Origin of the sequence: Sphingomonas panacis, from assembly GCF_001717955.1 — a bacterium.
In the GTDB taxonomy this organism is placed as follows: domain Bacteria; phylum Pseudomonadota; class Alphaproteobacteria; order Sphingomonadales; family Sphingomonadaceae; genus Sphingomonas; species Sphingomonas panacis.
Genome location: NZ_CP014168.1, coordinates 62,801 through 78,476, shown reverse-complemented (window position 1 = coordinate 78,476; position 15,676 = coordinate 62,801). Strand labels below are relative to the sequence as shown.

Below are 15,676 nucleotides of genomic sequence, written 5' to 3'. Positions count from 1 at the left end.
GTTACGTTTCGTTTGGAGAATTCCGATGCGCCGATGGGCAACCTTCCTCACTTTGGCTTCCACCGTGGCGCTGACCGCCGCCGCCCCGGCCGCGCCGGTCTACAGCGAAGCCGACTTCGCCCGCGTCCCCAAGCTCGACGCGCACGTCCACGCCAACCGCGACGCGCGCGATTTCCTGCGCGTCGCGCGCAAGGACGGCTTCGAACTGCTCTCGATCAACGTCGATTATCCCGATTTCCCGCCGCTCGCGACCCAGGCGACGATCGCATACAAGATGCACGCCGCCGACCCCAAGCGCTTCCACTTCGCGACGACCTTCTCGATGGACGGTTTCGGCGGCAAGGACTGGACCGCGCAGGCGACCCGCGCGGTCGATGCCGGCTTCGCGCACGGCGCGGTCGCGGTGAAGGTGTGGAAGAACATCGGCATGATCGCGAAGGACACGGCGGGCAAGCGCGTGTTCCTCGACGATCCGCGCTTCGATCCCATCATGGCGCATATCCAGGCGCGCGGCGTGCCGCTGATCGCGCATCAGGGCGAGCCGAAGAATTGCTGGCTCCCGCTCGATCAGATGACAACGGACAACGACCGCACCTATTTCAGCGAACACCCCGAATATTACATGTACAAGCACCCCGAGGAGCCGCGGTACGAGCAACTCATGGCCGCGCGCGACCGCTTCGTGGCGCGGCATCCCAAGCTCGCCTTCGACGGCGCGCATATGGCGAGCCTCGAATGGAGCGTGGACGAACTCGCGAGCTTCCTCGATCGCTATCCCAATGCCGTCGTCGATCTGGCGGCGCGGATGAGCCAGGTTCAGGTCCAGTCGAACGCCAACCACGCCAAGGTCCGCGCCTTCTTCCTCAAATACCAGGACCGGCTGATGTACGGCACCGACCTGACCGATAGCCCGCCCGATCCCAAGGCGCGCGCGCAGAACCCGCCCGCCACCGGCAATTTCGCCAAGGAAGCCGACGATAACTGGCGTTCCGACTGGCGCTATCTGGCCACGTCGTTGTCGCAGCCGATCGCCGCCATCAAAGCGGACGCGCCCGGCCTCGCGCTGCCACGCAGCGTCATCGACAAGATCTACTATTCCAACGCGCGCCGCTTCTTCCACCTGAAGGGGTAACGCACGGGTCGTCGTACGGAGGGGGCCGCGCGCCCGCTCGGTACGACGATCAGGCCTCGTGGATACGGAACCCCAGCCGAGCGGATGCCGCGCGGATGTCGTCGGGCACCTTGGCCTCGGTGACGAGGTGATGGATGTTCTCCACCGAGACGATCCGGTGCAGGCAGACTCGCCCGAACTTGGACACGTCGGTCACCGCGATCACGTCGCGCGCCGCTTCGACCATCTTGCGGTTGAGGATCGCCTCGGGCTCGTAATGCGTGGTGATGCCGCATTCGATATCGAACCCGTCGACGCCGAGAAATAGCTTGTCGACGCGCAGATCCTCCAGCGCCGCGACGGTTTGCGCACCGTAGAACGCGCGGTTCTTCCGGCGCAGCATGCCACCGAGCATGACGATGTTGAGACGCTCCTTCGTGGCCAGCACCGAAAGGATGTCGAGATCGTTGGTCAGGACGGTGATGTCCTCGTCATCGGGCAGGAAGCGCGCGATCTGGAGCGTTGTCGTACCCGAATCGAGCACGATCGATTCACCAGGCGACACCATCGCGGCGGCGCGTTTGCCGATGCGCATCTTCTCATCGGCATGGCTCGACCGTTTGACTTCGACAGCGGGTTCCGCGGTGACGTTGACGGCGTTCTCCATGCTGGCGTTGACTGCGTCCGCGCTGATCGCGCCGCCATAGGAGCGCTCCATCACACCGCGCTGTTCGAGGAAGCGCAGATCCTTGCGGATCGTTTGCATCGAGACGCCGAACCGCTCGGCAAGCGGCGCCACCTGGACGCTGCCGCGCTCGCGGACCTGCGTGCTGATCCACAACCGTCGCTCGCTGGTGTCCCGGATCATTCTTGTCGTTCCTTGCTCAACTGCGTCGTTCATGATCGGCATTCTCACCGCCTGTCATCACATGCGTTTCGTTATGTCGCGCTCGCCGTTCGCGGCAAGCAACAATGTCGTTGCATCGGCGGAAAGCGCGTCCCTCTCGCTGCTCAAAGTGGTGTCACCGCTTAAACCCGGCGGCGCCCCACGCGATCATCGCAGGTCGCACACGCGGATCATTCGGCCCCTCGGCGACCAGTTCGACTACCTTGGCGCCCGTCACGTCGGCGTCGATCGCATGCGGTTCAAGCGACGGTGTGACCGACGTTTCTGCGACAAGCTTGCGATCGGCATAGACCCGGAACCGAACCGGTTGCGCGCCGCTCAGCACCAGCGGCGTGGCGACGAAACGATGAAACTGCCCGCTCGCGCGAAGCTCGACTCGCGAATTGGCGAACAGACCGATCCCCTTGGCGAAGTGCTTGCCGTTCACGCTCAGCGGCGTCCCGTCGGGCGCCGTATTGATCCGTGCCGGAAACTGGCCCATCGGCAATGCGGTGGCGGGCGAAAGTCCATCGACGGCGATGTTGACGCGGGCGGGCATCTCGTCGAGCGGGACGGTATCCGGGTCTGCGGGAGTCCCCTCCACGCGCAGCAATACGGCGCCGTGTGCCGGCAGTTCCGCCGTGATCGTGCCCGCGGCCGTCGCGCGGTTCCGCCGCGCCCAGACATCGCGCACGGTCGCGCGGCTGCCTGGCGCGAAGCCGAGCTGCTCCCAACGGACTTGAGCCGTGACGGGCTCCGTGCCGCGGTTGAACATCGCCACCGCGCGCGCACCGGGGCTGGTCAGCGTGCGAACGACGACCATCGCGTCGCCGTCGCGATACGGCACACCCTGGTTGCCGGCCGCATCCTGATCGATCGCGATCACCTCGGGGTTGCCCACGATGTCGAGCAACGCCGGCGCGGGCTTGCGCACATCATAGCCGAGCAGCAGCGGGGAGGCCATGATCGCCCACATCGTGAAATGTGACCGCGCCTCGACGAGATGAGTCGCATCGAAATCGCCGTGACCGATCGCGAGCATGTCGGGGTCATTCCAATGCCCCGGCCCGGCGTAGAGTGCACCGTCGACCATGCTGTCGATGTTGCCGAGCATGCTCTTCCAGGTAAATTCGATGTCGGGGCTGGTCCGCCACAGATTGCCGCGCACATGGCCCCAGAGCGGCGACAGCGCCTCACCCCAGGCGCAAATCGACAGCACCGCCGCCTCGCCGCCCCAGCGGCGCACCGCATCGCCCAGCGTTGCATAGAGCTTCTCCACCGAAGCCGGATCGGACTCGGGGATATTGCCCCGCACGATCAGCGGCGCAAACGCCTGATAATCGCCGGCTTTCACCGGTGCGACGTCGCGCGTGTAATCCGCGACTCCGCACGCATCGATCTTGACGTAGTCGAACCGCCAATCCGCGAACATCGTCCGCATGTCCTGTGCGGCATGGCCGAAGCTGCCCACTTGCCGTTCGGCGACCGTGCCGACCGGCAAATTGGGGCTGTTGGCATCCCAAACCTGTGCGCACGTGTTCCGGCCGATATCCGTGTACAGGCCAGCCTTGAGGCCGAGGCTATGGATATAGTCGGTGAACGGCTTGAACGACCCCGTATCGCTTGCGGGGATTTTCGCTGATGGGAACATACTGTCGCGAATGCGGAGTCGCCCGTCGGCGAGGCGCCGCAAAGCCCAGCCATCATCGATGTTGATGAAGCGATAGCCTTTGCGCGCCAGCCCGCTGTCGACGATCGTGCGGGCGACGGCGCGAATCTTGGCTTCGTCGACATCGGTGTGAAATGCGTTCCACGGGTTCCAGCCCATCGGCGGCGTCTGGGCGGCGCTGGTCTGATAGACCGAGAATGCGCCGGACGGCGTAAGCGACGCGACTTGCGCATGCGTCGGCTGGGCGAGGGTGGCAGCAAGCACGGCGAACGAAGCCGCCCTCGTCCACACCAGTGCCGACGACTTTCTCGTTGTTTTCATGCAACTTTCTCCGAAACGTCGCGAGACCATATGTTAGGCACATCGCCTCGGGGCGACGCGGTGCTGAATTCTGGGCGTCGATAATATCAGGTCCGCCGAACCTGCGGTCCTGCCCGTCGATCCCACGAGTGGTGTATTTGCCACGTCCATGCGCTATCCCTTAGTTTCGTTTTAAAGCGTTTGACAACTTTGTTTCGCGCGAGGTAGCAAAGCGCAACAAATCGCTCGTCAAGCGTATCGTCGCTGGCGGCTTCATCGTCAAAGGGAGGACGGAAGATGATCGACGCTAGGACATGGCGCAACGTCGCACGCACGGGCATCAGCGCGACCGCACTGATCGCGGGATCACAGGCAATCGCCCAGACGGCCGTTTCGCCGACCGAGCAGCCGAACCCCGGCTCCACCATCCAGTCCGGCCCCGGTCAGAGCGGCGACGCGACCGCGACGACCGGTGATGCCGGCGGCGACATCGTCGTGCGCGGCGTGCGCGGCAGCTTGCTGCGCTCGATCGACACCAAGCGCGACGCCTCCACCATCGTCGATGCGATCTCGGCCGAAGAACTCGGCAAGTTTCCCAACCGCAACGTGGCGGAAGCGCTTTCGAACATTCCCGGCGTGACGGTCGGCCGCGATGGTCGTGGCGAGGGCCGCAGCGTCACCGTGCGCGGACTTGGCGAGAATTTCGCTCTGACCACGCTCAACGGTCGCGTTCTGCCGACCGACGGCCCGGACCGATCGTTCGCTTTCGACGTTTTGCCGTCAGAAGTGATCTCGGGCGCCGAGATCCAGAAGGCGGCGCAGGCATCGCAGCTCGAAGGCAGCATCGGCGGCAATATCGATCTGCGCACTGCGCGACCATTCGATCACCGCGGCTTTCATGCCGCCGGTTCGCTCGAAGGCCAGTACAACCAGTTCGCCGAGAAGGGCGGCATCAAGGCGTCGGGCGTCGTCAGCACCACCTTCGCCAACGACACGATGGGCTTCCTGATCTCGGGCACGTACAACAAGTACAAGTTCCGCACCGACAATCTCGGCGAATATTCCAGCAACGACATCTACGATATCGTCACCGGCCCGGGCGGGCAGCGTAGCGTCGTCAATGTGCCGGACGGCGGCGGCGTGATCGAGCCATATTTCTACAGCGTCGGATATGTGCAGGGCGAACGCCAGCGTTGGGGCGGATCGACCGCCTATCAGTGGAAACCCTCTGACAGTTTCGAGCTTCGCATCGACGGCATCTACAGCAACTATACCGATACCGAGCACAACCACCGCGTTTCGGTCGGCCTGACGCCCTTCGATAATGACGGCAACGTTCGCTACGATCTCAACAACGTCCAGATCGACAAGAACAAGGTTCTCACCAACTATACCGTCAACGACGCGACGATCGACGTGCTGTCGACCGACGAGCCGCGCAATTCTGTGACATACCAGGTGGGCGGCCATATCGACTGGAAGCCGCTCAGCAACCTGAAGGTCGCTGCGGACGTCTCCTACGGCAAGGCGTCTGACAATACCGGCGGCCAGAACCGCTTCGTGGTGGCGGGTATTCCGGGCTCGCGCGCGCAGGTTGCGACGCGCGACGGCGGCTTGCCCGATCTGATCCTGACCATCCCCAATGCCGATGGCACGGTGACCAACCGCACGCTCGATCAGGCTGGCAACCAGGATCTGCGCGTGCATTATATCGGCATCCAGGGCCAGAACATCGCCGACCGCAGCACCAGCGCCAAGCTCGACCTGCTGTATGAGGCGGATAACGGCCTGCTCCGCTCCATCGCATTCGGCGGCGTGTTCAGCGATCGCAAGAAAACCGTCGACGTGATCGACAACCAGTACACCACCGCCAACAATTTCGGCGGCTATCCGTTCGCGTTCTCGGCGATCGGCGCCAACGTCGTGCAGGCGCCCGAATTTACCAACATCCTGCCCAATCTGTCGGGCAACTTCCCGCGCTCGATCCCGGCGTTCGACATCAATACCTATCTGTCGTCGCTACAGAAGGCGGAGAATAACCCGAACGTCATCAACCCCAACACCGGGCAAGTCTATCCCACCGGCTACGGCACGCAGCAGGTCGTGCCGGATCAGCTCGCCTCCTATGCGATCAAGGAGCGGACCTGGAACGCCTATGCGCAGATCAACGTTGGCGGCGACAGGTGGAAGGGCGATTTCGGCCTGCGCTACATCAACACGACGGTTGATTCGCTGGGCTACGTTGCGACGGTTCGAAGCTATAAAGTGATCGGCGTGGGTACCGCCAACGTGGTGTTCAACCCGATCGCGCCGGTCAATGGCGGCGGCAGCTACCAGCGGCTGCTGCCCTCGGCGAACTTCTCCTACGATCTCGCGCGGGGCTTGCGGGTCCGCCTGGCGGCTTCGCAGGCGCTGTCGCGTCCGACATTCGGGGAGCTTTCGTCCGCCAAGGACTATTCCGCGGCACAGTCCAATACGCCGGTCATCAACGACGCAGGCAATCCAAACCTCAAGCCGACATCGGCCGATCAGGCGGACATCTCGCTCGAATATTACCCGAACCGCCGTATCGCGCTGACGCTGGCGGGCTTCTACAAACACATCACCAATTTCGTGACCACGAAGACTGTTGCGGTCACGCTGGTGCCGACCAACCAAGTTCCGGATGCACCGGCGAGTTTCGCGTTCAGCGAGTCGACCTATGTCAACGGCGACAGTGCCAAGGTGTACGGTATCGAGGCAGGTGCCCAGTATTTCTTGGATAACGGCCTCGGTTTCCAGGCGAACGCGACCTACAACCATTCGCGTGCCATTACCGAAGGCAAGGTGACGACCGATCTTGCCGATGCCGTGCCGTTCTCGGCAAACGCCAAGATCTTCTACGAAAAGCACGGCATCAACGCATCGGTGTCGTACCAGTATCAGTCGAGCTTCACCTCGTCGCAATACAGCTACATCAATACGCTCGCGATCAAGCAGAAGCCGTATCACGAACTCGCCAGCAGCATCTCGTATGATATCCTGCCGCAATTGACTGTCTATGTTCAGGGTTCAAACCTGCTCGATTCGGCAACGCAGCGCTATTCGGGTTACAGCAACGTGCCGGCTTTTTACGAATATACCGGGCGCGCGTTCTTCTTCGGGGTGCGTGCACGCCTCTGATTGCTTCGCTTCTACAGTCCGCCTGTGATCGATGGTCGCGCAGGCGGACTGTAAAGCAACCGGGCTTTGTGCGGTCGGTACAATCGCCTTCAATCCGATCGAGAACGCCTTCTCGAAACTCAAGACCTTGCTACGCAAAGCCGCTGCCAGAACGGTTGATGACCTCTGGCGCATTATCGGTTAATCTATCGACGAATTCACCCCGGCAGAGTGCAAAAATTACTTCGCTCACTGCGGATATGATGCTTTTTGATCGAAAAATGCTCTAGCTCAGCCGTTCATGCGCGTATCGCGGATTCCGGCTTTGCGGCTTGTCGGCAGCGACGCGTTGATGGGCAAAGCCGCGAGTGCCAGAAGCGCGATCAGTGATCCCGATGCCATCACGATCGCCACGGCCTGCAAACCGACGCCGCTCCCGAACATGAAACCGGCCAGCGCGGGAGCGAGAGCGGAGCCACCACGCCCGACACCGATGGCGAAACCGGTCGCGGCGGCACGCACCGAGGTCGGGAAATCGCGCGCGATCAGCGCGTAGAGGCCGACGATGCCGGCGTTGGTGAAGAAGCCGGTCGCAGCGGCCATGGCCGCCATCGTGCCGAGTCCGGCCTGGCCGTGGCCAAACGCGACGATCAGCACCACCGACATCGCCATTGCGGCGATCGTCATCGGCCGGAGCGGCAGGCGGATCGTCAACAGGCCGAACAGTACGGCACCGATCGTCCCGCCGATGTTGGTCCACACCAGCACGCCCGCCGCAGACGCGGGCGCGAAGCCCATGTCCACGACGATCTTGGGCGTCCATTTCAGAATGAAATAGAAGCTCATCAACTGCGCGAAATAGGCGATCGTCATCAGGATCGTCCGTCGCGCCAGATCTGGCGAGAACAGAGTTGCGAGCGGCGCCTTGCGCGGGAAATCTGCAAGAGGCGGCAGCGTATCGACGGGCGGATGCCCCATCCGCGCGAGCGTCGCGTTGATGCCGGCGAGTGTACTGGGCGTGCGGCGTTGCATCCCGAACGCGATCGATTCGGGCGCGCACCACCACACCAGCGGCACGAAGCACAGGGTCACGATCGCACCGAACTGGAACACGATCGGCCAGTCAGCATGTTGCAGCAACAGCGCCGAGATCGATCCGCCGATCACCGCGCCGAGCGGATAGCCTGCCGCCATTAGCACCACGCACAGGCTGCGCTGAGTTGCGTTGGCGGCTTCCGATACGGCGGCGTTGGTGACGGCAAGCATCCCGCCGATGCCGATGCCGGTCAGCACGCGCCATAGACAGAGAGCCAACACAGTGTGCGCACTCGATGCGCCGAGCATTCCGACCGCCATCACCGGCAGACAGCCGAGAATCGTTCGCCTCCGCCCCAGCCGATCGGCCACGCCGCCGAGCAGGATCGAGCCCAGCGCCATCCCGATCAATTCCATCGACAGCACGATGCCGAGCGCACCGCGATCGATCCCCCACGCGCGCGCGATGCCGGGCGACGCGAAGCTGATCGACAGCACATCGAACCCGTCGAGCGCGTTGAGGCCGACCATGACCCCGACGATTCCCCATTGAAAGCGCGACATTGGCGAGTGATTGATCAGGTCGCGGGGATCGGTGGGCACGAGCGCCTCTCCAAATTATGTTATGACACATATCTATATCGCTATTGCGGGTGTCGCACAATCGCGCGGTGTCGCCCATGCCGAAACGCGCGACCTCGTGAAATCGAGCAAGAACGCCGATAATCTTCGTATAACTTTGAAATGCCGTTCGCGCCATCCACCGCTTTGCGATCTCTTTTGTCGCGATTGCGGTCGAACCTTGACAAGCCGGCATCCTCGCCGCAGCTTTTGATCATAATAAATCGAAACAAATCGAAGAGAGGTGTTGAATGGCAGGCCATATCCGTATCACCGCCGTCGCGGCTGCCCTGCTCGCCGGCGTCGCGCCAGCGGTCGTGGCGAAGACGACGTCGGCCCCGCCGAAATATCTCGAGACGCCTGTCGGGCAGAAGCCGCGCGTTGTCATCACCGCCGACCCCGAACTCGACGATTCGAACTCGCTGGTCCGCTACCTGCTCTACAGCACCGATTACCGCACCGAGGGCCTCATCTACACCAGCAGCCAGTTCCACTGGAGCGGCGATGGCAAGGGCACGAAGCTCTCAGTGCCGGGCCGGGAATATACGCGCTTCGGCCCCAATCCCTGTCCGTGCACGTCTTGGCGCTGGAATCCCAAGGAGCGCTTCATCGACGATGCGGTGGAGCGCTATGCGAAAGCCTATCCCAATCTGCGCGTCCACAATTCCGCGTATCCCACGCCTGCCGCACTCAAGGCCAAGATTCGCTGGGGGAACGTCCAGTTCGACGGTGAGATGGAGCATGACACGGCTGGCTCAAACCTCATCAAGTCGCTGCTGCTCGATACCGAGGAATCGCCCGTCTACCTCCACGCCTGGGGCGGCCAGAGCACGATCGCGCGGGCGCTCAAGTCGATCGAGGAGCAGTACAAGGGCACGCCGCAGTGGGTGAAGATCCGCGCCAAGGTCGTGCGCAAGGCGGTGATCCATCCCTCGGGCGATCAGGACGATACCTATGCCAAATACATCGCGCCCAACTGGCCCGACATCCGCTATCGCCAGCAGGCGGGCGGGGTGTTGCTCGGCTACAATGCGCAGAACATCGTGAGCGAGGCGGACCGCGCCTATTACACCGCCGCCTGGATGCACGAGAACGTCTCCAGCCGCGGCCCGCTCGGGGCGTTTGAGCGGGTCTGGGGCGATGGCAAGCAGATGGTGAAGGGCGACAGGTTCGACTTCTTCGGCATCGCCGACACGTCCGCCGACGATCTCCGCAAGCAAGGCTATGTCGTCTGGACCAAGCCGTTGGGCAAGGGCGAGTTTCTCGGCGAAGGCGATACCGGCACCTTCCTCAATTTGATCGACAACGGGCTGGGTGGTTATCGTGGGGCGACGTTCGGCGGGTGGGGCGGTTATGCGCGCCAGGGACCGGTGCCAGCGGGCATGGGCGGCTTCGAACTGTCGTTTGGTGGCGGCGGCGCAAGAACACGAATGGCGACGCATCCCTTTCTCGCCGCCGTCCAGAATGATTGGGCGGCGCGCTTCGAATGGGCGGTGACGCCGACCTATGCGGGAGCGAACCACAATCCCGGGATCGCGCTCGTCGGCAGTGGCGCGATCACCGCCAGACCGGGTGCGAAGCTGACTTTGGCGGCGAAGACTTCGGACCCGGACGGCGACACCGTGACCGTCAGATGGTGGAACTGGCAGAAGGCCGGCAGCTATATCGGCGATATGTCGGTCGAAAGCCACGGCGACACGGCGGTCGTGACCGTCCCCGCCGATGCCAAACCCGGCGACACCTTCCAGATCATCGCCGAGGCTACCGACAGCGGCGCGCCCGCGCTGACGCATTACGCGAAGGTCGTCGTCACCGTCGCCGCTTGACGTGAAGCCGCCGCCCGATCCGCGAAAATTGGGCGGCGGCTGAAAGGACGGGTTCAGGCCACGATCAGCTTGCGCAGATCGCCATGGGGATCGCTCTCGACGTGGCTTTCCAGGTTGAAGATCATCGTCTGGCGCCTGGCGAGGTCGTATTGCGGCCAGGCGGGCAGGGTCGGCGCCTCCGGCTTACCGGCCTTGGCGAAGGCGACCCACGCCGGATGCATCTGCGCCGACATGCGCGCGGGCTCCGGCCCCGTGCCCACAAAGTTCGGAATGTTGTCGTAGGTGCCGAAGACATAGGACAATTCGGTCGCGTGGCCCGCCTTCAGGCGCCCGCCCATCGTCGGCAGTTCGTGGTCCATACGGTACATCCAAACCGGTGCGGGCTGACGGGTCTTGCGTTCGGCGAGTTTGATGGAATCGACCCAGAACATCCGGTTGCCGTTCATCGCGGTGATGAGGTCGGCAGGCGTATACCCCGGATAGGCGGCGCGGAAGGCCGCCGCGACCTTGTCCGCCTGCTTGGGATAGGCCTTGCGCACCTCCGCGTCGAAGGTCGCGTCGGTCGCGCCCGCCAGCGCGGCATTGCCGAGCGCGAACATCGTGCCTTCGTCCTTGTTGGTGCCGACGATGAGCGGGATGTCCGCAATCCATGGCTGCGCCTCGGGTGTGAAGGGGCCGCGCGGTAAGGCGTTGCCGTCGATGCTGGGGGTGAACCCGCCCGACAGGAAGCCGCCGCGATCGAGCTTCGCCACCGCGTCGATAGCCCTCTGCTGGCTGTCGAAGATCTTCTGCGTGTCAACGGCCGCGAGCGCGGACACGTCGCCCGGCTTGACGCCCAGAACCTCGGTCAGCGCATTGCCCAGCGACTGCGCGTAGGCGCGCGGCGTGGCATCCAGTGCGGCCCCGCTCTGGATGATCGCCTTGTGGTACAGGCCGCGCGCGGGCGGCATGCCGAGCAGCAACGACACCTTCGCGCCGCCACCGCTTTCGCCGAAGATCGTCACGTTGTCGGGATCGCCGCCGAACCTGGCGATATTGGCTTTGACCCATTGCAGCGCCTGCACGATGTCGAGCATGCCGGCGATCCCGGAGGAGGCGTAATCCGGTCCCCAAGCGTCGGGCAATTGCATGAAGCCGAACACGTTCAACCGATGGTTGACCGAGACCAGAACCACGCCGTCGCGCGCGAATTGCTGTCCCCAATAGGTCGGCCGTCCAGCCGCGCCCGACGAGAATGCGCCGCCGTGCAGCCAGACCATAACCGGCTTCTTGCCTGCCAGGTCCGGCGTCCAGACGTTGAGGAACAGGCAGTCCTCGCTCTGACGCTCGTCGAAAGGCGCATCGGGCTGGCGGGGCGACTGGATGGCCGCGTTGCCGAATTGCGCCGCGTCGATGATTCCGGTCCATTTGGCGAGCGGCTGGGGCGGGCGGAAGCGGAGCGGACCGACCGGTGGCGCGGCGTAGCGCAGGCCCTTGAACGCCTGGACATCGCCCGCCTCGAAACGGCCGCGTAACGGGCCGCTCGCCGTTTCCACGATCGCGGTCGCCGCGCCGAAATCCCTGGCGAAAGCGCGCGAGGTCGCCAGTGCGCCGAGTGCCGCGACCGATCCTATCAGGCCGCGCCGCGTGATCGTCAAATGCCTGTTCATGGCCATGCTCTCCCCATTGTCCCGATGTGACGGGTTTTTGTCGAACGTTTGGAGTTACGAATATGCGCGCAGGCCGTGGACGTTGGCGTTCGTGACACGGCGTCAGACGTCGACCAACGACCGGCGGATGGCGGCTTGCCATGTCCGGTGAATTGTTTTCCGCTGATCCGGCCTCATCAGCGGGTGGAAAACCGTGCTGTCCGCCGCCGCGTCGGGGAGGTCGAGGCCGATCGCCGCCGCCGCCAGTCGCGCCGCGCCGAGTGCGCTCAGTTCGGCGTTGGCGCGGCGCGTTACGGGTCGATCGAGCAAGTCGGCGAGCAACTGCATCAGGAAGGTGTCACGGGTCGCGCCGCCATCTACGCAGACGCCGGGCAGGGGCGCCCCGATATCGACCTCCATCGCGCGGCACACGTCGACGATCTGCATCGCGATCGCCTCGAAGGTGGCGCGCGCGACATGCGCCGGGGTGGTCCCCAGCGTCATGCCGGTGACGAGGCCGCGTGCACGATCCTGCCAATGCGGCGCGCCCAGCCCGGCGAGCGCGGGCACGAACACCACTCCGCCGCTGTCCTCGACTGTCTGCGCAAGCGCCGAGAGTGCGGTTTCGTCGGCGGCCGACAGCAGCCGCGTCGCGAACGCCGCCGCTTGCCCCGAGACGGTGATGTTGCCTTCGATGGCGTAACGGATGCCATCCGCCCGGCTCCAGGCGATCGTGCCCGACAGGCCGTTGGCGGACCGCACCGGCGCCGCGCTGAGCGTCATGATCGACGAACCCGTGCCGATCGTCACCTTCGCCTCGCCCGGCGCGGTGATGCCGTGGCCGAACAGGGCCGCGTGGGAGTCTCCCATCATCGCATGTACGGGGATGCCAGCGGAAAGCGTGGTCGCGCCCGCAACAACGGTTCCGAAATGGCTGTCCGACGCGCGCACCTCGGGGAGCAACGACAGCGGCAGGCCGAACAAGGCGGCGAGCTCGGCGTCCCACGCGCCGCGTTCCAGATCGAGCAATTGCGTGCGCGAGGCGTTGCCGTGGTCGGTCGCATGGACCGCGCCGCCGGTGAGGTTCCAGAGCAGCCACGCATCGATCGTACCCGCGCGCAGTTCGCCCGCTTGCGCGCGCGTGCGCGCGTCCGGTACGGCATCGAGCAGCCACGCCAGCTTGGCGGCGGGGAAAAGTGGATCGATACCGAGGCCGGTTCGCGCCAGCAGCAGTGCTTCGTACCCGGCCTCCCGCAAGGCATGGCAGCGCGTCGAGGAGCGCCGGCATTGCCAGCTTATCGCGGGGGCGAGCGGCTTGCTTGTCGCGGCATCCCACAGCACGATCGTTTCGCGCTGGTTGCTGATCGCCAACGCGGCCGGCGTGTCGTCGGGAGCTTGTGCGACCAGATCGGCGATGACCGCCTGCACGCTCGCCCAGATCGCCTCGGCGGATTGTTCGGCCCAGCCGGGTTGCGGGTGTTGCAGCGTCATCGCCCGAGACGCGCGGGCGATGACGGTTCCGTCGGGCGCGATCAGCAGCGCCTTGGTGTTCGACGTCCCCTGATCGATCGCCAGGATCGTGCCGCTTTGCGTCACGCCTTCAGGCCGACCAGTTCGCGCGCGGCGGCGGCGATGCCTTCGGCGGTGAGGCCGGCGCGCTCCATCATCCATTCGGCCGAGCCGGTGGGCTGGAATCCGTCGAAGCCGATGATACGCATCGGCACGGGATGCCGCGTCGCAACCGTTTCCGCAACCGCGCCGCCAAGGCCGCCGCGCACGACATGCTCCTCAGCGGTAACGATCGCGCCGGTTTCGCGCGCGGCGGCGAGGATGGTCGTCTCGTCCAGCGGGGTGATCGTCGCCATGTTGACGACGCGTGCGGAAATACCTTCGGCGGCCAGTGCGTCGGCAGCGGCGAGCGCGCGGTGGACGAGGGTGCCGGTCGCGATGAGGGTCACGTCGTTGCCGTCGCGCAGCACTTCCGCCTTGCCGATCTCAAACGTCGCCGGGTGATCGAGTTCCGGAACGGGCATGCGGCTGATTCGGATGAAGACCGGGCCCTCAAAGGCCGCTGCCGCACGGATCGCCGCCGCAGTCTCGGCAGGGTCCGAAGGGACGATGACAGTCAGGTTGCGCAGTGGTCGCAGCCAGGCCAGATCTTCGATCGAATGGTGAGTCGCGCCGAGTTCGCCGTATGCGACGCCGCTCGAGATGCCGCACAGCTTCACGTTGGCATTGCTGTAGGCCACGTCGACCTTGATCTGCTCCAGCGCACGCGCGGTCAAAAAGCAGGCCGCGCCGCTGACGAACGGGATCTTCCCGCCATTGGCGAGGCCGGCACCGACGCCGACCATGTTCTGCTCGGCGATACCGACGTTGACGAGCCGGTCCGGAAACCTGTCACGGAACGTGCCGAGCTTGCTCGATCCCACACTGTCATTGACGACGGCGACGATGCGCGCGTCATCGGCGGCGAGCGCCTCGACGGTGCGAACATATGCGTCGCGGCAGTCGAACAGGCCGGGTGCGGCCGGTGCGGCGGCGCTCACGCGGCGTCCTCCGGCAAGGTGAGTTCCTGAAGCGCGAGTGCGTACTGCTCGGCATTGGGAACGCCGTGGTGCCAGCTTGCCTGATCCTGCATGAAGGAGATCCCGTTCCCCTTGAGGGTATTTGCGATGATGACGCGTGGCTTGCCGTGGGCGGGAGCTTCGATCACCTCCAGCAGCGCGGCGTAATCGTGGCCGTCGATGCTGTGGACCTCCCAGCCGAAGGCGGCCCATTTGTCGCCGAGCGGCTCAAGCGCGTTGGTGTCCTCGGTGCGCGCGCCCTGCTGGAGCCGGTTGCGATCGACAATGACAGTCAGCGTGTCGAGCTTGCGGTGCCCGGCGAGCATCGCCGCTTCCCACATGCTGCCTTCCTGCAACTCGCCGTCGCCGGTCAGTACAAAAGTGCGATAGTCGGCGCCGTCGATTTGCCCGGCTATGGCGATGCCCAGAGCGACCGGAAGCCCGTGACCGAGCGGACCGGTATTGGTCTCGACGCCGGGCAGATACATGCGGTTGGGATGACCGTTGAGGCGCGAGTTGGGCTGAAGATAGGTCGACAACTCTTCCTCGGGGAAGAAGCCAGCTCCGGCGAGCGCTGTGTAAAGCGCACCGGTGCAATGCCCCTTGCTCATCACGAAGCGGTCGCGCTTCGGATCGGTAGGGTTGGCGGCATCGTAGCGCATCACCGCGTAATAGAGTGTCGCCAGCACGTCGGTGGCGGACAGATCTCCGCCGGGATGCCCCTGGCGCGCTTCATAGATCATCTGGATGATCCGGCGGCGCATCCAGTTCGCGCGCCCACGGACGATCGTGATGCGCGGGTCCATTTCCGGCGGGGTCTCGCCCATAGATGCCGGGGCAGCCAACGACTCTGGCAATGAAGCTCTCCTAATCAGGGCTGCGGACGTACCGT

The 15,676-nt window shown here is 64.5% G+C and carries 10 protein-coding genes and 1 pseudogene; 4 read left to right on the top strand and 7 right to left on the bottom strand.

Features of this window, described 5'->3' with window-relative positions:
• Window positions 1–25 precede the first annotated feature (25 nt).
• Entirely contained in the window at window positions 26–1,132 is a 1,107-nt protein-coding gene (locus J0A91_RS00275) for an amidohydrolase family protein (protein ID WP_069203233.1), read from the top strand.
• Between the two features lie 49 nt (window positions 1,133–1,181).
• On the opposite strand, the gene agaR is transcribed toward J0A91_RS00275, so the two are convergent.
• Together agaR and J0A91_RS00265 are read right to left on the bottom strand one after the other, a co-directional pair.
• Window positions 1,182–1,979: a transcriptional repressor AgaR gene (gene agaR, locus J0A91_RS00270; protein ID WP_069203232.1), complete on the bottom strand. Its 798-nt coding sequence runs from the start codon at window positions 1,977–1,979 to the stop codon at window positions 1,182–1,184.
• A gap of 154 nt (window positions 1,980–2,133) precedes the next feature.
• Window positions 2,134–3,987 (bottom strand): NPCBM/NEW2 domain-containing protein, encoded by a 1,854-nt coding sequence (locus J0A91_RS00265; RefSeq protein WP_069203231.1) that lies wholly within the window; start codon window positions 3,985–3,987, stop codon window positions 2,134–2,136.
• Between the two features lie 276 nt (window positions 3,988–4,263).
• Here J0A91_RS00265 and J0A91_RS00260 point away from each other — a divergent pair, with 276 nt between their 5' ends.
• Both J0A91_RS00260 and J0A91_RS24720 read left to right on the top strand, forming a co-directional pair.
• On the top strand, window positions 4,264–7,128 hold the full coding sequence (locus J0A91_RS00260) for a TonB-dependent receptor (protein ID WP_069203230.1): 2,865 nt from the start codon (window positions 4,264–4,266) through the stop codon (window positions 7,126–7,128).
• An 88-nt stretch (window positions 7,129–7,216) separates the two neighbouring features.
• Window positions 7,217–7,381: pseudogene (locus tag J0A91_RS24720) on the top strand (IS630 family transposase); the annotation flags it as partial.
• Window positions 7,382–7,398: 17 nt separating this feature from the next.
• Here J0A91_RS24720 and J0A91_RS00255 read toward each other — a convergent pair.
• The gene (locus tag J0A91_RS00255) at window positions 7,399–8,706 is read right to left on the bottom strand and encodes an MFS transporter (protein ID WP_069203229.1); all 1,308 of its coding nucleotides are present in this window, start codon (window positions 8,704–8,706) and stop codon (window positions 7,399–7,401) included.
• Between the two features lie 308 nt (window positions 8,707–9,014).
• Between J0A91_RS00255 and J0A91_RS00250 the strand changes: the two genes are divergently transcribed.
• Window positions 9,015–10,589: a DUF1593 domain-containing protein gene (locus J0A91_RS00250; protein WP_083224412.1), complete on the top strand. Its 1,575-nt coding sequence runs from the start codon at window positions 9,015–9,017 to the stop codon at window positions 10,587–10,589.
• 53 nt (window positions 10,590–10,642) lie between these two features.
• Here J0A91_RS00250 and J0A91_RS00245 read toward each other — a convergent pair whose 3' ends face one another.
• The 4 genes from J0A91_RS00245 to J0A91_RS00230 form a co-directional block, all read right to left on the bottom strand.
• Window positions 10,643–12,238 (bottom strand): carboxylesterase/lipase family protein, encoded by a 1,596-nt coding sequence (locus tag J0A91_RS00245; protein WP_169833060.1) that lies wholly within the window; start codon window positions 12,236–12,238, stop codon window positions 10,643–10,645.
• A gap of 102 nt (window positions 12,239–12,340) precedes the next feature.
• Complete coding sequence (locus tag J0A91_RS00240) at window positions 12,341–13,813, bottom strand: FGGY family carbohydrate kinase (protein WP_069203228.1); 1,473 nt, start codon at window positions 13,811–13,813, stop codon at window positions 12,341–12,343.
• Window positions 13,810–14,766: a transketolase family protein gene (locus J0A91_RS00235; RefSeq protein WP_069203227.1), complete on the bottom strand. Its 957-nt coding sequence runs from the start codon at window positions 14,764–14,766 to the stop codon at window positions 13,810–13,812. The genes J0A91_RS00240 and J0A91_RS00235 overlap by 4 nt, the downstream gene beginning before the upstream one ends.
• A complete protein-coding gene (locus J0A91_RS00230; RefSeq protein WP_240502142.1) occupies window positions 14,763–15,641 on the bottom strand; it encodes a transketolase in 879 nt (292 codons plus the stop codon). Before J0A91_RS00230 ends, J0A91_RS00235 begins: the two co-directional genes overlap by 4 nt.
• Window positions 15,642–15,676: the final 35 nt, after the last annotated feature.